This is a genomic window from Vibrio sp. MMG023, assembly GCF_021654215.1.
Taxonomy (GTDB): Bacteria; Pseudomonadota; Gammaproteobacteria; order Enterobacterales; family Vibrionaceae; genus Vibrio; species Vibrio jasicida.
Map to the genome: position 1 here is coordinate 334,107 of NZ_JAKFZP010000001.1, position 18,301 is coordinate 352,407.

The 18,301-nt window shown below is 42.7% G+C and carries 20 protein-coding genes; 7 read left to right on the forward strand and 13 right to left on the reverse strand.

Annotated elements, in window-relative coordinates:
* Nucleotides 1-20: 20 nt before the first annotated feature.
* Together L1076_RS01430 and L1076_RS01435 are read right to left on the reverse strand one after the other, a co-directional pair.
* Nucleotides 21-2,660 carry an SIR2 family protein gene (locus L1076_RS01430; protein ID WP_199455416.1) on the reverse strand — a complete coding sequence of 880 codons (2,640 nt, stop codon included), beginning with the start codon at nucleotides 2,658-2,660 and terminating at the stop codon, nucleotides 21-23.
* A 415-nt stretch (nucleotides 2,661-3,075) separates the two neighbouring features.
* Nucleotides 3,076-3,333: a hypothetical protein gene (locus L1076_RS01435; protein ID WP_237302974.1), complete on the reverse strand. Its 258-nt coding sequence runs from the start codon at nucleotides 3,331-3,333 to the stop codon at nucleotides 3,076-3,078.
* Nucleotides 3,334-3,644: 311 nt separating this feature from the next.
* Between L1076_RS01435 and ampC the strand changes: the two genes are divergently transcribed.
* Nucleotides 3,645-4,784, forward strand: a complete 1,140-nt coding sequence (ampC, locus tag L1076_RS01440; RefSeq protein ID WP_237302975.1) for a class C beta-lactamase — start codon at nucleotides 3,645-3,647, stop codon at nucleotides 4,782-4,784.
* An 82-nt stretch (nucleotides 4,785-4,866) separates the two neighbouring features.
* On the opposite strand, the gene L1076_RS01445 is transcribed toward ampC, so the two are convergent.
* Both L1076_RS01445 and L1076_RS01450 read right to left on the reverse strand, forming a co-directional pair.
* Complete coding sequence (locus L1076_RS01445) at nucleotides 4,867-5,361, reverse strand: YcxB family protein (RefSeq protein ID WP_237302976.1); 495 nt, start codon at nucleotides 5,359-5,361, stop codon at nucleotides 4,867-4,869.
* Between the two features lie 153 nt (nucleotides 5,362-5,514).
* Nucleotides 5,515-5,853 (reverse strand): helix-turn-helix domain-containing protein, encoded by a 339-nt coding sequence (locus L1076_RS01450; protein ID WP_237302977.1) that lies wholly within the window; start codon nucleotides 5,851-5,853, stop codon nucleotides 5,515-5,517.
* 189 nt (nucleotides 5,854-6,042) lie between these two features.
* Between L1076_RS01450 and L1076_RS01455 the strand changes: the two genes are divergently transcribed.
* Nucleotides 6,043-6,468, forward strand: a complete 426-nt coding sequence (locus L1076_RS01455) for a nuclear transport factor 2 family protein (RefSeq protein WP_237302978.1) — start codon at nucleotides 6,043-6,045, stop codon at nucleotides 6,466-6,468.
* A gap of 73 nt (nucleotides 6,469-6,541) precedes the next feature.
* Here the strand turns inward: L1076_RS01455 and L1076_RS01460 are convergent, their stop codons facing one another.
* The 3 genes from L1076_RS01460 to accD form a co-directional block, all read right to left on the reverse strand.
* Nucleotides 6,542-6,802 (reverse strand): DUF5062 family protein, encoded by a 261-nt coding sequence (locus L1076_RS01460; protein WP_038870892.1) that lies wholly within the window; start codon nucleotides 6,800-6,802, stop codon nucleotides 6,542-6,544.
* Between the two features lie 83 nt (nucleotides 6,803-6,885).
* Nucleotides 6,886-7,962 carry a beta-eliminating lyase-related protein gene (locus tag L1076_RS01465; RefSeq protein WP_237302979.1) on the reverse strand — a complete coding sequence of 359 codons (1,077 nt, stop codon included), beginning with the start codon at nucleotides 7,960-7,962 and terminating at the stop codon, nucleotides 6,886-6,888.
* A gap of 246 nt (nucleotides 7,963-8,208) precedes the next feature.
* Nucleotides 8,209-9,078, reverse strand: a complete 870-nt coding sequence (gene accD / locus L1076_RS01470) for an acetyl-CoA carboxylase, carboxyltransferase subunit beta (RefSeq protein WP_237302980.1) — start codon at nucleotides 9,076-9,078, stop codon at nucleotides 8,209-8,211.
* A 110-nt stretch (nucleotides 9,079-9,188) separates the two neighbouring features.
* On the opposite strand from accD, the gene L1076_RS01475 reads away from it, so the two are divergent.
* Nucleotides 9,189-10,085 (forward strand): LysR family transcriptional regulator, encoded by an 897-nt coding sequence (locus tag L1076_RS01475; RefSeq protein ID WP_237302981.1) that lies wholly within the window; start codon nucleotides 9,189-9,191, stop codon nucleotides 10,083-10,085.
* Nucleotides 10,086-10,151: 66 nt separating this feature from the next.
* Here the strand turns inward: L1076_RS01475 and L1076_RS26955 are convergent, their stop codons facing one another.
* Nucleotides 10,152-10,280, reverse strand: a complete 129-nt coding sequence (locus L1076_RS26955; RefSeq protein WP_275424150.1) for a hypothetical protein — start codon at nucleotides 10,278-10,280, stop codon at nucleotides 10,152-10,154.
* Nucleotides 10,281-10,461: 181 nt separating this feature from the next.
* On the opposite strand from L1076_RS26955, the gene L1076_RS01480 reads away from it, so the two are divergent.
* Both L1076_RS01480 and L1076_RS01485 read left to right on the forward strand, forming a co-directional pair.
* Nucleotides 10,462-10,638, forward strand: coding sequence for a DUF6435 family protein (locus L1076_RS01480; protein ID WP_237302982.1), 177 nt, complete (start codon nucleotides 10,462-10,464; stop codon nucleotides 10,636-10,638).
* A gap of 290 nt (nucleotides 10,639-10,928) precedes the next feature.
* Nucleotides 10,929-11,567 (forward strand): hypothetical protein, encoded by a 639-nt coding sequence (locus tag L1076_RS01485; protein ID WP_042602829.1) that lies wholly within the window; start codon nucleotides 10,929-10,931, stop codon nucleotides 11,565-11,567.
* Between the two features lie 152 nt (nucleotides 11,568-11,719).
* Here the strand turns inward: L1076_RS01485 and L1076_RS01490 are convergent, their stop codons facing one another.
* Complete coding sequence (locus L1076_RS01490; RefSeq protein ID WP_186174801.1) at nucleotides 11,720-12,133, reverse strand: PaaI family thioesterase; 414 nt, start codon at nucleotides 12,131-12,133, stop codon at nucleotides 11,720-11,722.
* Between the two features lie 295 nt (nucleotides 12,134-12,428).
* On the opposite strand from L1076_RS01490, the gene L1076_RS01495 reads away from it, so the two are divergent.
* On the forward strand, nucleotides 12,429-14,189 hold the full coding sequence (locus tag L1076_RS01495; protein ID WP_237302983.1) for an ABC transporter ATP-binding protein/permease: 1,761 nt from the start codon (nucleotides 12,429-12,431) through the stop codon (nucleotides 14,187-14,189).
* A gap of 609 nt (nucleotides 14,190-14,798) precedes the next feature.
* On the opposite strand, the gene L1076_RS01500 is transcribed toward L1076_RS01495, so the two are convergent.
* The 3 genes from L1076_RS01500 to L1076_RS01510 form a co-directional block, all read right to left on the reverse strand.
* Nucleotides 14,799-15,257, reverse strand: coding sequence for a hypothetical protein (locus tag L1076_RS01500; RefSeq protein WP_009704523.1), 459 nt, complete (start codon nucleotides 15,255-15,257; stop codon nucleotides 14,799-14,801).
* Between the two features lie 112 nt (nucleotides 15,258-15,369).
* Nucleotides 15,370-15,561 carry a hypothetical protein gene (locus L1076_RS01505; RefSeq protein ID WP_009704524.1) on the reverse strand — a complete coding sequence of 64 codons (192 nt, stop codon included), beginning with the start codon at nucleotides 15,559-15,561 and terminating at the stop codon, nucleotides 15,370-15,372.
* A gap of 198 nt (nucleotides 15,562-15,759) precedes the next feature.
* Entirely contained in the window at nucleotides 15,760-16,446 is a 687-nt protein-coding gene (locus L1076_RS01510; RefSeq protein WP_237302984.1) for a glutathione S-transferase, read from the reverse strand.
* A 252-nt stretch (nucleotides 16,447-16,698) separates the two neighbouring features.
* Between L1076_RS01510 and L1076_RS01515 the strand changes: the two genes are divergently transcribed.
* On the forward strand, nucleotides 16,699-17,091 hold the full coding sequence (locus tag L1076_RS01515) for a hypothetical protein (RefSeq protein ID WP_078609420.1): 393 nt from the start codon (nucleotides 16,699-16,701) through the stop codon (nucleotides 17,089-17,091).
* Between the two features lie 16 nt (nucleotides 17,092-17,107).
* Here the strand turns inward: L1076_RS01515 and L1076_RS01520 are convergent, their stop codons facing one another.
* On the reverse strand, nucleotides 17,108-18,112 hold the full coding sequence (locus L1076_RS01520; protein WP_237302985.1) for a metal-dependent hydrolase: 1,005 nt from the start codon (nucleotides 18,110-18,112) through the stop codon (nucleotides 17,108-17,110).
* Nucleotides 18,113-18,301 lie beyond the last annotated feature (189 nt).

Genomic DNA, 18,301 nt, shown 5'->3' on the forward strand with positions numbered 1-18,301 from the left:
AGAAGCGCAGAGCATAAATGCTATGCTGCTGAGGTGAAAACAGATTTTTCTTTACAAATATCTTCGTATGATTCTAAGTAACTAGGATCGATTATTGGCCATGACCTAAACATTTGAAGCTTCGTTAAATCTTGTTCAATATTTAATTTAATAAGCCTTTTAGCATCATTTACTTGACCTAAAAGAATGTAAGCACAGATCTTTACATGATCTGAAGACTCATTTGCTACGACTGTTCTTAGTTTTATCTTATCTACATCCTTACCTGAAAACTTAGACGCGGCTTGGGAGTTCAAAATCAAAACATGTTTTTCATTAGACTCTTGAATTCTATCTAGATTATTTTCCACGAGAGCTAGTAACTTTGAATATTCTTTTTTCTTTAACAAAATAAAAGATTTATTTGTTAGATATGAGTCTGTACTCATGCCAGATTTATAGCTCCTTTCACACATTTCTAATGCTTCATCTACTTTTTCCTCATATAAAAGTATTTCTCTCATTAAGCTTTGATATTCGAAGGGTGCGATGGCATCTTTTATGCCTTCAACATACTCACGGCAAAATTCAGAGTCACGGAGATTGTGAAGGCCTAAGTTAACAATTTTTTGCCCTAACTCATAAGAGTCTTTACACTTGCTTGCAGATATCAAATGTTCTCTAAATGAATCGAAATCCTTATCTACATTAAAACTTAAAATTGCTTGAATAACTCTGTAGCTAGCTAATCTATCTTTTTCCTCTAGGTCAACAACTGAAGGAGAGCTCAGATAATTCTGCAAACTTTTCTTATGGTCGACTTCCTTATCGGCGGTTGATAATAGGTCTATATATATTCCACATATATAATCTAATAGGTTTCTTTTTCTACTCAAACGAGAAGATTTATAGCTTTCCATTATGTCATCTAATGTGTCTTTGAGAGCATTTGGAATAAAGCGTTTAACCAAAGTGTTATTACGTATTCTATAACAGTTTATGTGATTACGATTAATCAACTTTGATTTTCTATCAATATCTTCTACTTCAGCCTTTAACTCTTTAACCGACTTTTGGTCCTTTGGATTACTGTGCTTTATAGCAAGTGCATCAAGTTTTAATAACCATGCGCTATTGTCTAGTGAAGGATCGAGAGTCAGGCTTCGTTCTATTATTTTTAAAACCTCATCTATATTAAAAGCTGGCGCATCAGAACTTCTAATATCTTTTATTGCCCTTCTAACCACGTGATTATTAAAAGAGTACACATTTTCAAACCTTTCAACAAATGGTTTAAGAAACTGACACGACTCGTTTAGAGCATCATAGAGACTAGCTTTTAATATGTAATATTCATTGTTAAACTCATCAAGAGAAATTAGAGTATCACAATATTTAAAAGCATCTTTTTTATGCCCCATCACATCAGAAATATATACAAGCTTTCGCAGGTATCTAATTTTCAAATGCGAACTTTCAGCATTTGAAAGGTGACTCTCTGCTAATGATTTTGCATACTCATACTTTTCAGATTTAACTAAAGTATCTATCTTTAAAAGAAAGTTAAACTCAGATTCCGATATATGACCAACATCATTCTCATCGGTGTTGTTTAACTCTCTAATTGAGTTTGAGATATCTAATTCATTCTTGTGTTTTTTCAGGTTTTCTATGTCTTCATAAATATATTGAGAAGACAAAGCTAATCCACACTTATCTCTAGTAAAGCTTTCTACAATTCTTTCTTGTTTTGATTCTGACAAATTGTCTTTAATTGGTAACGTGCCTTTAACTTTGTGATGAATCTCAGCGAGGACATGGTCAAAGCCCTCAATTTCAACCCAATACACACGCTCTCGCCAGAGTAATTTACGTAATTCTGGGCTTATTTCATCACCAGCTCTCACACACCAATAGATGCCATTTTTGAAGTATTCTTCAGTTTTCAATAAGTGATTAATCACATCCATTATTGAACGATCGTGACCCGCGTACCCTATCACTATTAACCCATACTCTTTAGAAAACTCAATAAACTTGTTCTTTATGTTTGATTCTAATGACTCAGTTTCGCGTAATGTAGATTTTATATCATCAAATAAGTAATCACCGTGTAGCTTAATAATTTTTGGCCTTGTAGAGCTAATACTAAGCGACTGCACGCTAGAATCATGCGCACAAACTAACGGGCGATGATGTGAGAATTGGTAAAACGCCTCATTGATTAGATCATCGAAGTTTGTAGTGAAAATTGTATCAAAGTAACGATCATTAGCGTTTGCGAGAGAAGCAAGGTAGGCATATCCTATGGATGGAATTGCTCTATCAACCTGCATTTCTACAAATCTTCTTCGCTGGGAAGGTAGGTCAAACTTTTTCTCAAAGAGAGCTGAGTACTCATTAGCCTCTGTATACCATGCCCCCTCCTTCGAAATTAAGTACTCTTTAGCTTTTTCATCACTCTCAAATGGCTCGCGACTAAACATCTCATATAAATCTTTTCTCCATTCTTTAACTAGATCTTGTCCACTCCTTATCCCAGAGGTGACAGATGCTCCAGCTCCAAGTAAAAGGCTGTAGTTTGGACAAGTTTCACTAACTCGAGTCTTAAGGTATGAAGTTAAATCTTTAACGCTGCGCTCTTTATGGGACAGTTCTTTTCTTAAATCGTTATATTCCATTGTGCATCTCGATGATATTACATTTGGGCATATTAAATAGGCAAGAAGTCTATTTAAAGAACTAGGAAGAAAAAATGATATATGTCATAGTTCATTGATTATTATGTGGAATTTACCAAAAAATATAGTACGAGGATTGCCACGAACAGTTCAGCCTAAATACTAACTCCCTAGCACACTTCCTGAGATTCCTAGTCTCGCCTAGGCTCGCTGGAATGACCCACCTAAAGCGCCGCGTGTAGTGGTTCAGCTTGTACGTCTGAAATAGATTAAACTATGAACATCAAACCCCAAGACCGAAAAAGGCGAACCACATGGTTCGCCTTCTTAGTAGTCCATGAGATAACTGATTTAGGATTTAGAGGTTTAACGAGTATAACTGAAGCCAATCACGGGTGGCTTGCTTCTACCTCCCTTAGCCATCAGCCAGGTTATTGCTCTTTACCACCGCAAGGTAGCTCTCAATCACTGGGTGATCAAACTGTTCTGATTCGCACATCACCCAGCGTTGGGCTACGGTGACGTCAGTAAACGAACCATCCTTAAAATCACCACGCAAACGGACATCAAATTCAGCGGCATACTTATCTTCGCCTAGATAAGAGAGTTCAATACTCTCGATATCGTGGTCGTCAGACAACAATAAGTCATGTATCCAATGGTGCCATTTCATAACTTCATTTTAAGTGAGGCTTAGTTTGAAGACGAACTTTGCAGCGCGATTTATGAGATTCCTAAGATCGCTGGAATGACCCAGAAGAAACACCGAGTGTAGTGGTTCAGTTTTTGAGTACACATTTGAGTTAACCAAAAGTTGAGATTCAGTGTTTAATCAAAATACAACATAAAAACCAATTGCTACCGCTAAGAAACATCGCTGGAAACACTGCCGACTCTTTATAAACATAACTCTGACGAGAAACAAACACCCTACTCATTCCGCAACTCTAGACTTACCGCTCAACAATAAATAAGAAACTTTATATGAAATACTCTCTCAAACTAGTCACCCTTCTTTCCGCTGCCACTTTGTCTGTTAACGCCTTCTCAGGAGAAACGTTAAAAAGCAAAGTGGATGAACAAGCACATACGCTCATGGAAAGGTACAACATTCCCGGAATGTCGTTTGCCGTGGTCATTGATGGTAAAGCTCATATCTATAACTATGGCTATGCTGATTTAGAGAAGAAACTGCCCGTCACTGACAGTACTATTTTTGAACTCGGTTCAATCAGTAAGACTATCTCATCAACGATGATCAGTTACGCAGTACAAACTCATACCTTATTTTTCAGTGACAAAGTTGAGAAATACGTCCCAGAGTTGCAAGGTACGACAATCGGCCAGACTGATATTGCAACAATGGCGACCTACACTGCTGGTGGGCTACCGCTTCAGTTCCCAAATGGTGTTACCAACTATGAAGAAATGATCAGTTACTACAAGGAGTGGAAGCCTGAATTCTCCCCTAAAACCAGTCGACTCTATTCAAACGTCAGTATTGGGTTATCAGGATATATAGCGGCGATTAGCTTAAAAGGTGATTACTCGAAATTGGTAGAAGAAAAAATCTTCCCATCACTCAATATGACCGATTCTTATATTGATGTACCGAAAGATAAGAAACCTAATTACGCTTGGGGTTATAACGCAAAAGGTGAAGCTGTTCACGTGAGCCCTGGAATGCTTGACGCTGAAGCTTATGGCGTAAAATCTACCACAACTGATCTTGCTAAATTTCTTCAAGCCAATATGGGCTTAAAGAATATAGACCCGACAATGCAAAAAGCGCTTAATGGCACTCGAAAAGGTCACTATGACGCAAGCTCATTCACTCAAGGTATTGGGTGGGAAATGTACAACTATCCGTTCACACTAGATACGTTACTTGAAGGCAACTCGACGGATACGATCGTTGACCCGAAACCTATCTCAAAGAGCGAGTTTGAAGGCAAAGTGATGAACGACGCATGGGTCAACAAAACGGGCTCAACGAATGGGTTTGGTGGATACATCGCTTTCGTGCCATCAAAGAAAGCTGGAATCGTTATTCTTGCCAACAAATACTATCCGAATGACGAAAGAATTGAGGCGGCTTACAAGATACTCAAATCGGCTATCTAATACTTACCGCAGTATAAACATCCATCATCACGATCGAAAGAGGCGAACCCATTGGCTCGCCTTTTTTGAAAGTAAGAATTTGTTAGCTCGCTTTCGATGCTGCGTGTTGCTCTACCATAAACGCGATCACTTCTTCATTTAAGCAAGATTTGCTGATGTATTGGCGTTGTTTACCAAGATGAAGAATGAAGCCCAAATCGGTTTGTTCGAGTTGATCGATTTCATTCCAAGCGAGACTGCGGTCAACTTTACCGCTTTTGTAGCGTACTCCGTCTGCATTCACTTCAAACACCACTTTACTGCCACGGCTTGAGCTGATGGTTTGGCGCCATAGCCACCACGTTCGCTTGCAGTACACACTGAATGCTTCAATCACACTCAATACGATAAAGAACCAACCCACATAACCGTTAGGTAACAGTTCAAACTCCAATAAGACCACACCAAAGATAAGAAACAATATCCCTTTCAAATACGCATGTGGGAACTTAACTGGCTGACTAGTTTGATCATAACACTCGGCAAAGAAAGGTTTGTCGAGTGTGTATTCTGTAGTGAATTCGAAATCTTTAGACATGTATGGTTACTTCAATGCTTCTGTAAATGAGTAATCTTGGTTGCACTCTCGCAACGGATGCATTGTAGCGCTTCTCTGGATTTATCTTTAGTCCTTTTGATTCTGTTTTGTAAATCAATGATACCGAAAAACGACGACGGTTCGATATGCCGCCTACTTGGAGTCCCAGTCATCGGTTTTTTGGACAATGAGTTCAACGACACCAGCAAGCTCTTTACCTTTTTGGGTTAACCCATAATTCACGGTAACAGGAATGGTGTCTTGTTGTTTTCGCCACACAAATCCATGCTCAGATAACAGCTTCAAACGCTCAGTAAGCACTTTGCTTGAGACCAGCGCTAACTGTTTGCGAATTTGACCGAATCGCATCTCTTCTTGTTGTCCTAGCAACCATACGATGTGCGCTGTCCACTTTGTCGATATCAACGTTAAATATTTATCGACACTGCAATAGCCATCTGGCTGTACTCGATGATTTACTTTCGTCGGCATCGTCCTTTCCCAATTCATTCTTTGCTAAGTAAGTGTAATCAAACGCGACCTAGCAGACCAATAGTTACCTAGGCGTAACTAGTTACCTTTAGGAAGCTAATTTTAAATTGTAACCGACTTATCTATTGTGAAAACACAACAAGGCGGAGGCACAACTGCGGCCTAAGCCAATATCAAAAGGATGAAGTTATGCGTTACGTTTTACTGTTTATCTCTTTTCTCTCCCTTGGCTTACACGCTGAGGCTCTTTATTCAAAACCACAAACACCTTCTGAGTTACATGCGTTATTTGGGCAGTATTTTGCAAAGAAAGATTTGGATGGATTAGGTACGCTTTTTCACCCAGACGCCGTATTTGTTTTAGATAAAAAAGGCAATCAAGCCAAAGGCAGAGAAGAAATTAAGCAGGTATTGAAAGGCTACATGAATGGCGATGTAGACATGCTCACCAAAAATGTTTCTATTCACATTAATGACGACATTGCCATGGTGCGATCTGATTGGGAAATATTGAACGCTTCGCAAGGTAACAACATTCAAGGAACAGCATTAGAGGTGATGCATTATGTGGATGGAGGCTGGGTCTATGTGATTGACAATCCCAACGGCTATTGACGCCTAGATCAAACAAGGCGAACCATTTGGCTCGCCTTGTTAATGAATAATCGTTGTTATTTCTTCAGGTTTTCTACTTTAGAGGGTCGTTGTCTGGCAACGCACTGTGAATCCAAAGTGCCAGTCTGTGTTTAATGTTTGCGCCATCTAATTTGCTATCCGGTAGTGGCGTGATCTGTTTAGCATCAACCAAGAACAGGTAAATCGCTTTTACTCTTACTGGTTGTGGTGACTGAGGAAGGTCAAAGCCCTGCATCTTTGCCATCTTTCCGGCAATCTCTAGTGCCTTTTTAACCAGTTTATCTTCATTGTGAAGCTTGGAGCTTTTTGACATTGATAAAATCCTCTTGTTCGCTTGACCTCAGAATACATGAAGTAACGCCAGTGACGTGTTAATAAGCTCGCATATTGATAAGTTTATGCCTTATTACCGAGTAACTGATTGAAAAATGACCTTAATTCGTCATCATCAAGGTTGAGCAGGTAGTCGCCAACATACCATTCAACAATGGATTGATTTGGATGTGCCGTGACTTGCGGGTTACCAAACCAAATGCCCTTTTCCGTGGCAAACGTGTGCTGGAGTTCTTTCAACTCTTCGCAGCTAAATGGCAGGATAAGGTGCAACATGTTTGCTTGAGGCTGAGTCGGTCTTACCGCCAAAGACGGGAACTCTTCAATGATTTTGTAGAGCTGTTTTGTTCGCTCAAACAGAGCCGGCATTTGTGACAACCTTTCATCAAACTGCATTGCCGCAGATACCACATAAGGTGTTCTGTGATACAAGTTGCCACCTTGTCGCTTCATCCACATTGAAGCCAGTTCAATAAACGCCTTTGAGCCAAGCAGCATAGATCCGCCCATGCCGTTGATGCCTTTGTAGAGTGAAACATAGGTCGTATCAAAACCAGCGGCGATCTCACGGTATTCTTTCTGATAGTACGCTGCGGTTTCCCATAGTCTTGCTCCATCCATGTGGAGATGAATGTCATTTTCGGCGCAGTACGCTTTGATTTCTTCCAGTTCATGCCATGAAGGTAGCTGACCACCAATTTCACGCATCGGGAGTTCATAAAGAACGGCTGCGATTTCATCCGGCCACGCAGTGAGATCTTCAAGCTTCCATGTTTGGTAAGGGTTCCCTACTGGCAGAATATTAAAGCGATGTTGAAGCTGATAACCTTGTTTTTCATGCACTGGAATATGGCTAGATGCGTGCATGGCGACAATAGGATTACGCTTTTGTCTTGTGACAATTTCGAGCACTGTTGGCTGTGTCATCGTCCCTGTTACAACAAAAAGCCCTGCCTCGTAACCCAGCAGATCGGCAACCTTTTGCTCGAACGCTTGAATCGTCTCTCCCTCGCCGTAGACATCGTGATTGACGTTGTTTTCCTCGCACCACTTTGCCATTTTCGCAAAGTGTTCGGCTGGAGAGTCTTCTTTATTACCAGGGAGATGGGTATGACAAAGCTGTTTTAGGTGGGCACTCATTGTTCTGTCCTTTGAATCAAAGCTTCAACAATGTAACTTGTTAATACGGAGGCGTAAACTGCATTTTCGCGATGTCTTTTCTGCGTATGCCTCCATGCGGAACCTCCGACTGGGCATAGATTCAGCTCAAGAATGATTTATGCAGAACAAAGATCATGCTCACCGTAAACACGAAAAGAAACCCAGTTATAGATTGGCGAAAAGTCTTTGTCTTGGCCTTTTGCTGACGGAATACGCTACAGAAACTTACTCCTCTTCAAGTTGAATATTTTTATTGGTCAGTTTTGCGATTAACCCACCTATCCTCCTTCGCATATCACTTCTCTCGACAATCATGTCTAAAGCGCCATGCTCCAGAAGGAACTCACTTTGTTGAAAGCCATCCGGTAGATTTTCTCGTACGGTTTGTTCAATCACACGGCGTCCAGCAAACCCGATCCTTGCTTCTGGCTCACCGATATTGATGTCCCCCAGCATAGCTAAACTTGCAGAGACACCACCGAACGTTTGATCGGTCAATACCGAAATATAAGGTAAGCGTGCATGGGATAGACGCGCCAATGCTGCGCTGGTTTTTGCCATCTGCATTAACGCCATTAAGGACTCTTGCATACGAGCGCCACCACAAGCTGAAAAACAAACTAATGCACAATTATTTTCTATTGCCGTATCGACGGCATCAACAAAACGAGCACCTACGACCGATCCCATCGACCCTGCCATAAAAGAAAACTCGAATGCACAGGCGACAATGGGTAAACCGAGTAGCTCACCTTTCATCGCGACTAATGCATCTTTCTCTCCGGTATTCTTTTGAGCAAGGGCAATACGTTCTTTGTAGCGCTTTTTATCTTTAAAATTGAGCAGATCTTTTGGCTCATATTCACTGCCGATCTCTATCCGCTTTCCTTTATCCAAGAAGCTATCCAAACGATGCCGCACAGACATCCGCATATGATGTTGGCATTTCGGGCAAACTTCTAAGTTCTCCTTGAGGGCAAGCCGATATAATACTTGATCGCAAGACGGACACTTGGTCCATACCCCTTCTGGAATTGACGCTTTCTGCGTACTGATGATGCTCTTGTTATCTAATAGCTTTTCTAACCAACTCATAGGGGAAACCTTTATCCAAAAATCAAGTTAGCAAGCATTGTATAAACCTATTTTCAGTAATAAAGTGTGATTTATAGGCTTTATAATCCAACAAAATGGGATTAAATAAGATGCTCGATAAAATTGATCCACAATGGCTAAAGAGTTTCCACTGCGTCTATGAGAACAATAGCTTTAAGAGAGCTGCTGAGTTTTTGTCACTACCCACATCAAATGTCAGTCGGCATATTGCTTTACTGGAAGAACAACTTGATGTGCGATTGTTTGATAGAACAACCCGAAGAATTTGCGCGACAGACGCTGGTGAACACCTTTATTTACGTACACAGCCGCTACTGGACACACTGAATGATGCGCTTCAAGACGTAACTCAACATTCTAGAACGGTCATGGGCCAGCTCAACGTTCTGATGCCAGATTCTCCAGAGCTAGCAAAGGCAGTCGTCTCTTTTTGTGTTCAACACCCTTCAATTTCATTGAACTGCGAAACAAACTTGAGCCCAAAAGAAGACTTACTAGATGGGTTTGACGTCATCTTAAGCTTTCATCGCGGGAAGTTGGAAGACAGCAACTGGTTCGCCAAAGAGATTAAGCGCTGGCCGAGTGTTGTCGTCGCCTCACCTAACCTGTTGCAAGCTTGCCAGAAACCATACCAAATCACAGATTTGAGGCACGTTCCGTGCGTGAGCAGCTTTACCGCCTTAAAAGGAACACCCTGGGTTTTCAAAAGTTCGGGGGGAGAGCTGATAACTCAAAGAGTGAAGTCTTCATTTAAGGTAAACAGCGGACAACTTGCCAAGTCCGGTGCATTGGCTGGGTTGGGCTTTGCGATTCTGCCTGCTGAGTTTTGCCGAGAGGAATTAAATTCAGGCTGTTTGGAAATGATTGAGTTGGAATACACACCGGAAGATTTGGTGTTGTATGCGTTTTATGCGTCTCGGAAGCATTTAGCGAAAAAGATACCAGTATTTATCGAACACCTGCAGCGCCAAGCACATGAAGCTTAAAAGGCGAATACAAAAAGTCCGGCATGGTTGCTTCTATGCCGGACTTGTCTTTAGGTATCGTTACATTTAATCGCGAGGTTGAATTATTGCCCCGCAGCCAACTGCATCCAGCAATACGATTAGCCAGAACAAGCCCGAAGTCAGGCTGTATTTCACCAGTTCAGGGACGTTAGTCGAGATCCACAGTACAATCATATCGGTAAAGTAAGTCGAAATTTTCCCAATAGCCCTCTCATAGAACAGTCAAAAACTGTCATTTTTGGCGGCAGATTGAACAAAAGAAAGACGTAACAAAACAATAGTACGGTGTTTATAGTTTGAACCAAACGCAGACAAACCGCGTAATAAAGGAAGGTTCTAAGTAAAGGATTTATTTATGTTTTCTTTCTTCAAAAACAATTCTGTCAAGAAACTCAAAAAGCGCCACTCAATGCTGCTTGAACAAGCGATGCAAGCGCAAAGACGAGGCGACATACGTACCTACTCATTGTTGACGGCGGAGGCCGAAGAGCTTTTCGAGCAAATAAAAACCGCTAACAAGCCCCAGAGTTGAGTACTACGTTAAGCTCGATGATCGATTAAGGTTGGGTCAGCAACCAATAAAACTAAGAAGGTGAACGGTTTGGTTCACCTTTCTGTTTTTAAATAGCGAAACGACATTGTCTTTTTGCTAACGGACGACTTCATCAACATAACCAGTGCCTGCTTACGAGCAATATCATGTTCTACCGATGAAAGAAGAAGAAATTTCATTGGATTCGATATGTTCATATATGCTTATGCCTGTGAACTATAATCAATAAGATTTCACGCAATCTATAAATAACAACAAAGGACTGTGTTATGCCACAAACGTTAGATCAGGCTGTTCAGGTTTTAGACCGAGATTTAGAGGAGTTTTTACTTCGCTTCCCACTATCCATTACTAGCGCGGGCCAATCGAAAGGTGCTATGAGGTTTTACTTGTATAGCCATGGAGATACCGCTTTCGGGATAAATCAGGGGGTTAAGATGAAGGAGATGCGTTTTCGCCTTGGCCCAAAATCGTTAGTTAAAAACGCGAAAGCACTTCAATGTATTCATATCCCCGTTTCTCCGTTTGAACAACTTAAACCCGACTCCATTTCTAAAGTCACCCACTATGATGCTGCTGACTATTTGGTAACCACTCAATTGACCGGCTGTACCTTTGCAATCCGTAAAGCAAAAGGAGGCGGGCTTGAGTTTTTGCATGTTCAACCAAAGGGGGACTTTAACGGCATGGAAGTACAACGTGCTGTCCAGAAGGAGTTCCAAGTCTCTTTTGGTAGAGGGTCTGGCACGGACAATTCAACTTATGGTGAAAATACTCGGGTTACGGTTATGGGCGCGCGAACCAATGGCCTATGGGTCGTCTATGCTCAATATCAAGACTCGAGTGGCAGTGTGACAAAAGTAGACTGCATTTATAAAGAACCAAGCTCTGTGGCGTATGTGGATTAACTTCATCGCTGTTTAGGTTCTTCACTCACTGCCACACAAGTAAAGAATGTGAGTTGACCAAATAGGTTGACTCACTTCCCTATCCCTTCGTTACTGCCGCACCTTTTAAACTCTTCTCATGACTTACTGCTGTACTCAAAAAGTTATCAATATTAGACGCCAACACTCTGCTGCATAAACTTGGCTTCTGCCTTTGAGTAACACTGCTCACCAACGTAGATTTCGCTTTCTAGCAAATACATACCTCGCTTACTCTTGATGCAATGCGCCTCCACTCGGATAGGACTATTGAGAGGGATCGGTTTGATAAAGCGCACCTCCAGCTTAGCCGTCATTGCGCAGATATCTTGTGCGAAAAGGCAGTGTGTCATGGCAGTATCGTGCAGCGCGCTGATGGCACCGCCTTGCATTACGCCTTGATAGCCTTGAACCTTTTCTGTCGGCACGATTTTCCCCTGCACGCCACCACTCGGCATTGCCGTAAATTGAATCGTATCGTGCGCGTTGAAAAATGGCTGGCAGCAGACTGCGCAATGTTGGTGGTTTTTAGGAGCGTGAATAGACATAAGTACCTCTGCGATTGAGATTGTCTGTGGAACAAAACAGAATGAGTAAAGAGAACAAAGAAAAGAAGCGTTAGACTTGGCGAGCAACTGACATGGTGAATTCCTTTATCTACTTAGGCTGTCACTTTATGCCCTGTAATTAGCATATGCCAATAATAAAAAGTGAGAAATTAGGTTTCATCGGTTGAATGCCTCCGCCAAAGAATTTCTCTCTTATCGAATCTGACTCACCACTGGTTTCACGTACCAAAGTCGCTTACTATGCCAAGTACCTATAACGCTTTGTGAGCCACTCATGAGCAGTAAAAATAATAAAAATCTCAGCATTCTTCTTAAACTCAACACCTTCGTTTCACCTTATAAATGGCGCGTTGCTGCGGCTTTAGTTGCCCTCATCGCAACAGCTAGCCTGACATTATCTGTCGGCTACGGCGTGCGCATTCTTATAGACCAAGGCTTTGCTCAACAGTCGCTGCAAGAGCTCACCAATGCGATTCAATTTATCGTCGGTGTGACGCTGTGTATCGCGGTGGGAACGTTCTTCCGTTTCTATCTGGTTTCTTCTGTGGGCGAACGCGTCAGCGCAGACATTCGTCTTGCAGTGTTTAACCACGTGATTACGCTGCATCCTAGTTATTTTGAGACCAATAGTAGCGGCGATATTATGTCTCGCCTCACCACTGACACGACGTTGCTGCAAAGCATTATTGGGTCGTCGTTTTCTATGGCGATGCGCAGCGCACTTATGTGTATTGGTGCGATCATCATGTTGTTCGCAACAAACTTTAAGCTCACTTTGATTGTGCTGGCTTCTGTACCATTCGTGCTGGTTCCGATTTTGGTTTATGGGAGACGAGTACGTGCCCTATCACGCCAAAGCCAAGACACCATGGCCGATGTCGGCAGCTACGCAGGCGAAGCGATTGAGCACATCAAAACGGTTCAAAGCTTTAGCTCAGAGCAGCATGAACGCGCGGCATTTGCTGTCGAAGTAGAAAAAGCTTACGAGGTGGGTAGACAGCGAGTAAAACAGCGCGCGATTCTGATTTCTGGCGTTATCGTAATTGTATTTAGCGCCATTGCTGGCATGCTTTGGGTTGGCGGCAGCGATGTGATTCACGGCAAGATGTCTGCTGGCGATCTAGCGGCATTTGTGTTCTACGCCATCATGGTTGCGTCTTCTATGGCAACGATTTCCGAAGTCATGGGGGAACTACAAAGAGCCGCCGGTGCAACAGAAAGGTTGATTGAGATCCTTCAAGTGGAAAGCGACATCAGCGCGCCAAGCAATCACCTTCCGATCACCGATGATATGCCAGCGGAAGTGACGTTTGATTCAGTGAACTTCAACTACCCTTCTCGCCCCGATCAACCCGCTATCAAAGGGTTAAACCTGACCGCGGAGAAAGGTAAGGTATTGGCTTTAGTTGGCCCTTCTGGCGCTGGTAAAACGACCTTATTCGAATTGCTGCAACGCTTCTACGACCCGCAACAAGGCCAAGTATTGTTTGGTGGAGAAGACATTCGACAGTTCGAACCGAATGATCTTCGCCGTCAAATGGCATTGGTTCCACAGCAACCCGCTTTGTTTAGTCACGATGTATTCCACAACATTCGTTACGGCAATCCAGACGCTACTGACGAGCAAGTGATTGAGGCGGCGAAGAAAGCACACGCGCATGAGTTTATTGAGAAGCTACCGGACGGTTACCATAGCTTTTTGGGTGAACGTGGCGTGAGATTGTCTGGCGGTCAAAAACAGCGCATCGCGATTGCTCGTGCGATTCTGAAAGATCCAAAAATCCTTTTGCTTGATGAGGCCACCAGCGCACTGGACAGTGAAAGTGAGCACCATGTTCAACAAGCACTTGAAGCACTGATGAAAGACCGTACCACACTGATCATTGCTCACCGACTTTCAACCATCCAGCACGCCGATAAAATTGCGGTGTTAGACGGTGGCGAGTTGATTGACCTTGGCAACCATCAGTCGTTAATGCAAAGCTGCGAACTCTATCAGCGCCTTGTCACGTTGCAGTTTAAGCACCTAGAGTAACCTTCCATAAAGCCCGCTGAAACTAGCGGGCTTTGTTTTTTAAGTCCGTTTGCACCAACACATCAACAACAAGAACCGCAGTCCTAGTTTTTACCAAATGGATAGAGCGTTCATTCTTTCTTGTCATTATCAACTGCACCGGGCTTTGAGCCTTCGTTCAGACTTCAAGTACTGATCCGAATCAGCATCAACACCTGTATTAAATATGAAATGCTAACTTGAGAAAGCGACACAAATAGTACTATGCCTGCCCGCTCCAAAAGCATAGATAGAAATGACAAGACTCAACATCATAATCTTCGGCACTGCGATAGTATCGGGCTGCTCAACAACTGAATTATCAGCGAACATATCTAAACCATCCTCCATTATCGAACAAAATATATTTGTTACTTCCTGGGGGCAGCCTGTCGATCTAGATTCCATAGAATGCTTTAAAGATTGGGTTCCATTTATTTTACAAACTAAGCAACACTCCAACGGACGGAAGGTCTCTATAGTAAAGTGTATTCCTTCAAATGCTTGACGATACAACAATGTGGTTTTCCCACGAAAAAGGCGAACCAGTTGGCTCGCCTTTCATGCTATATCTTTTATCCTCAGTAAGACTTAGCCTTCTGGGTTTTCCTTCGCGTTGATTTCCGCGTACGTGTGTAGAAGCTCTGTTAGCGTCTTCACCCATGCGAATACGTCTGTCGGTGTGTTTTGTAGCAGCTTTTCTACTTGCTCACAGTGCGTTTCAAGTGTGATGGCTTCTTCTAGACGGAATGAAATTGCGTAGAAGTGCCAAAGCACAAGACGCGTCATACGCTCGCTGTTTTGCTTCGCGTTGTCCGAATCATCAAACGCTTGCTGAATTTCACTTAGTGCGATTGCGGTCATGCGTAACATCGCATCTAGGCGCGCTGACAACATGCGGTCTTCACTGTCTACTTCTTCTTGGTCAAAGGTAAACAGTTCGTTCATCACATCTTCTGGCACCATTTTACTGATCATGCGAGCACTAAACTCTTCCAGTTCATGGCGTGGCATAGTCACAAGACAATCGAATGTGTAATCACGAAGCATAAAATCACTCTACATCAGTTATTAACTTTTAGTTTGCGCATTCTAAGGGCTGTGATTTCAATTACCACTTTTTATTTGTTTGGATGTGTAGATAAAGTCTAGTAGCAGCGCGTTACTCTGAGGATTTGCTTTTCTGGAAGTACTGAACCACTTTCCAGATCAAGAAACCAGCGACACCGACTAGCAACACAGAACGAAGAAGAATAGGCGCATCGTGTTCAAGTTGGCTTGCGTGAGGGACAATACTTGCAAACAACCGACTGGTAAAAAGCAGCCCCATCACCAACATAACAATCTTGTTCATACGCGCTACCTTTTAAGTTCAAGCACTGCGCACTAAACGCAGCTATCGAGTTGTTTGCTAATTAAGAGCCTTGGCCCTGAGTGAACGTAAAAGGATGCGCGTCGTAGGTGTGATCGTCAATGGATGAGGCAGTAAGCTAATATTGCAAATGTGAAGATGTGCTAGATGATTCCGCCCAAATAGCCTTAGAAACAGCGCTTAATTGCCAAAGTATTGATCCTCCCGATCATCTAACCACAAGTCATAGTTTTTCATCACTTTGGAGAACTGAGGACTTTGAATATAGCCATTCAGCCACGCTTTTAAGTTTGGGTAAGGGCTTTGTCTAAACCACTGTTTATCGATACGTGCGTACTTACGGATGAAAGGCAGAATAGCGATATCGACCAAGCTTTCTCGTTCCGAAAACAAAAAAGAGTGCTGCGTTAAAAGAGACTCAAGCGTAATGAGTTCCCTTTCACACTCTTTACGCAGTTCATCTGCATTATCTTCATGGTAACGCTTCGCACAGCCAAAAGCGTTCATCGCGGGTACAAAGTGCGATTCAAACTCTCCAATCACTTCGAGCATCTTGGACAATGCCTCTGGATGACCGCTTTCCAAAAGGTCATCCGGGTCACACTCAGAAAGCGCCCAAACCATAATGTCTAAGCTTTCTTCAAGTACCTGTTTTTGAGGTGTAGTGTCCATTTGAGAACGCTTGGGAATGACTAGTACAGGCACACTGCCTTTCGGTGATACCTCTAGCATTTCTGATGGCTTGTTAACGAGCTTGATAGAACGAATAAGCACGCATTGCTGGGCTTTGAGCAACGCAAATCTTGCACGAATCGCGTAGGGGCAATTGTGCAAAGAATAAAGAATGGGTGCCGTACCGTTCGTCATATTTGGTTCCATCAATCCGTTGCCTTTGCTTCTATCTATTACTGTCTCTTCTTACTATTTCACTGTCTAGCTATTTCAATTTCAGAGTAGCAAATTCGGTTTGCTCTATTCCATATAGAAATCATAAATCTTCATTTGAAATTACATTACTTTCGAAAAGAGGAAATCAATTTGAAGAAAGTTCACCGCATTTTGTGGTGCGGGCTGTGGTTAAAATTACCGTGAAATCCAGCAACACAAAGCAACACCATTATGAACAACGAAGCGAAACAACTTTTTCATTACCTCTGTAAGCAATACGATGAGTTATCTAAGGACTTCGAATCTCGTCCTTTCCCTGAGTTTTCAGAAACCATTACTCACCCGTTGGGTTACTGCTTTGTCCGTTGTCCTGTGGGGAGTCAGCGCTTTTCCATTGTGTCGATCAACTTTGATCCTTCGGTACGTGGCCAAGGGGTTTTAACGGCGTTTATCAACTACGTAAGAAACAACCCGTATCACTATCAAGGTGTTGAAGTTGCCATCATTGAAAACAAGAACCTAGCAAAAAGACTGCTGTCTCTTGGCTGGGAATACAAATCCTTGTTTAGCAAACTTTTCTTCTCCAAAAAGCCAACATTGATTAAAGACTTTCAGTGCGCTTAATGACGCAGAGTCACCCTCAGTCATTGCCTTTCAGCATATCGATAAATGCTTGTCTTGATTCTTGCGAAGTGTCTCGATGTGTTGTGTAGGCCACATGGTCGTTTTCATCAGCAGATGAAGAAAGCTCGATGCCCCACAAGGCTTTTATCTGATTTGGAACCATTGAGTAACGCACGTCTATAATGCGCCTTTCATCGTCTGGGTCACGCGCGACAAAGCCATCAGAGAACCAACGAAATCGCTCAATATCTAAGGCCTGCTGCGATGTTGAGCTTAACCAAGGGAAGTCTTTACCGACGTCCAGTTTGGCAACCGACTCTCCAGAATAGATTTTGGTAGTCGTCCCTACTCTTATGGCATCCACGTAATACTGGCCCTCGGCTTCGTAGATGACTTTCCAAACCAAACTATTCGCGAACGTAGGTTTGGCCTCTAAGCGCACTGGAGCATGTTGCCTTGCTTGTGCAAGCTCCCATCCTGCTTCTTCTGCTCTTTCTCTTTGAATCATGCCGAACGCAAGATAAGCAAACGCCCAAACTATCGCGATTCGCGCATACCAAGGGTTACGTTTCAGCAAAACAAACACGACGCCAATTAGAACAGGAAGCGTGAAGACAGGGTCAATAACAGAAACGGTATTCCACGCAAACCGCTCGTTGGTAAACGGCCACAAAAGTTGAGTTCCGTAACTGGTACACGCATCCAATAAACCGTGTGTACCGTAGCCGAGCGCACAATACCACCAGCTTTGCGTGAACGATAAACCAAGCCTTTTAGCAAAAAGCGGATAGAAAACCAAAGCGCAGAGTAAGCTGCCAATAGGAATAAACAGCAATGAGTGAGTGAACTGTCGGTGATATTGCAAAAACAGCAGCGGATCATTGGAAGAGCGAATCAATATGTCCAAATCTGGTGCCATACCGGCAAGCATTCCAAGGACACCTACCGCCACCAAGTGCTGTTTTTTGCTTACTGATAGAGACAATGACGCCCCAACCAACCCTTGTGTTAACGGGTCCACGGCGAAATCTCCCAATCATGCTTAAAAACCAGAAATGTTTGCCACATAAAATATCCGTATTTCGATGACTCGAATCCATAGAGTGGAATCACATCAAAGCTATTGAAAATCAAAGCGAATAAATCGCGTGTTAGTTTTAGTGTAGATGGATTGGACAAGTTCGCGAGCCTGCGTAAAACGAGATAGGAC

Coding starts and splice junctions, on each gene's coding strand:
- L1076_RS01515 (WP_078609420.1), top strand. CDS start 16,699: ATGAACAACGAAGCGAAACAACTTTTTCATTACCTCTGTAAGCAATAC.
- ampC (WP_237302975.1), top strand. CDS start 3,645: ATGAAATACTCTCTCAAACTAGTCACCCTTCTTTCCGCTGCCACTTTG.
- L1076_RS01435 (WP_237302974.1), bottom strand. CDS start 3,333: ATGAAATGGCACCATTGGATACATGACTTATTGTTGTCTGACGACCAC.
- L1076_RS01450 (WP_237302977.1), bottom strand. CDS start 5,853: ATGCCGACGAAAGTAAATCATCGAGTACAGCCAGATGGCTATTGCAGT.
- L1076_RS01495 (WP_237302983.1), top strand. CDS start 12,429: ATGAGCAGTAAAAATAATAAAAATCTCAGCATTCTTCTTAAACTCAAC.
- L1076_RS01480 (WP_237302982.1), top strand. CDS start 10,462: ATGTTTTCTTTCTTCAAAAACAATTCTGTCAAGAAACTCAAAAAGCGC.
- L1076_RS01455 (WP_237302978.1), top strand. CDS start 6,043: ATGCGTTACGTTTTACTGTTTATCTCTTTTCTCTCCCTTGGCTTACAC.
- accD (WP_237302980.1), bottom strand. CDS start 9,078: ATGAGTTGGTTAGAAAAGCTATTAGATAACAAGAGCATCATCAGTACG.
- L1076_RS01505 (WP_009704524.1), bottom strand. CDS start 15,561: ATGAACAAGATTGTTATGTTGGTGATGGGGCTGCTTTTTACCAGTCGG.
- L1076_RS01445 (WP_237302976.1), bottom strand. CDS start 5,361: ATGTCTAAAGATTTCGAATTCACTACAGAATACACACTCGACAAACCT.
- L1076_RS01490 (WP_186174801.1), bottom strand. CDS start 12,133: ATGTCTATTCACGCTCCTAAAAACCACCAACATTGCGCAGTCTGCTGC.
- L1076_RS26955 (WP_275424150.1), bottom strand. CDS start 10,280: ATGATTGTACTGTGGATCTCGACTAACGTCCCTGAACTGGTGAAATAC.
- L1076_RS01500 (WP_009704523.1), bottom strand. CDS start 15,257: ATGCTTCGTGATTACACATTCGATTGTCTTGTGACTATGCCACGCCAT.
- L1076_RS01485 (WP_042602829.1), top strand. CDS start 10,929: ATGCCACAAACGTTAGATCAGGCTGTTCAGGTTTTAGACCGAGATTTA.
- L1076_RS01475 (WP_237302981.1), top strand. CDS start 9,189: ATGCTCGATAAAATTGATCCACAATGGCTAAAGAGTTTCCACTGCGTC.
- L1076_RS01430 (WP_199455416.1), bottom strand. CDS start 2,660: ATGGAATATAACGATTTAAGAAAAGAACTGTCCCATAAAGAGCGCAGC.
- L1076_RS01510 (WP_237302984.1), bottom strand. CDS start 16,446: ATGACGAACGGTACGGCACCCATTCTTTATTCTTTGCACAATTGCCCC.
- L1076_RS01460 (WP_038870892.1), bottom strand. CDS start 6,802: ATGTCAAAAAGCTCCAAGCTTCACAATGAAGATAAACTGGTTAAAAAG.
- L1076_RS01465 (WP_237302979.1), bottom strand. CDS start 7,962: ATGAGTGCCCACCTAAAACAGCTTTGTCATACCCATCTCCCTGGTAAT.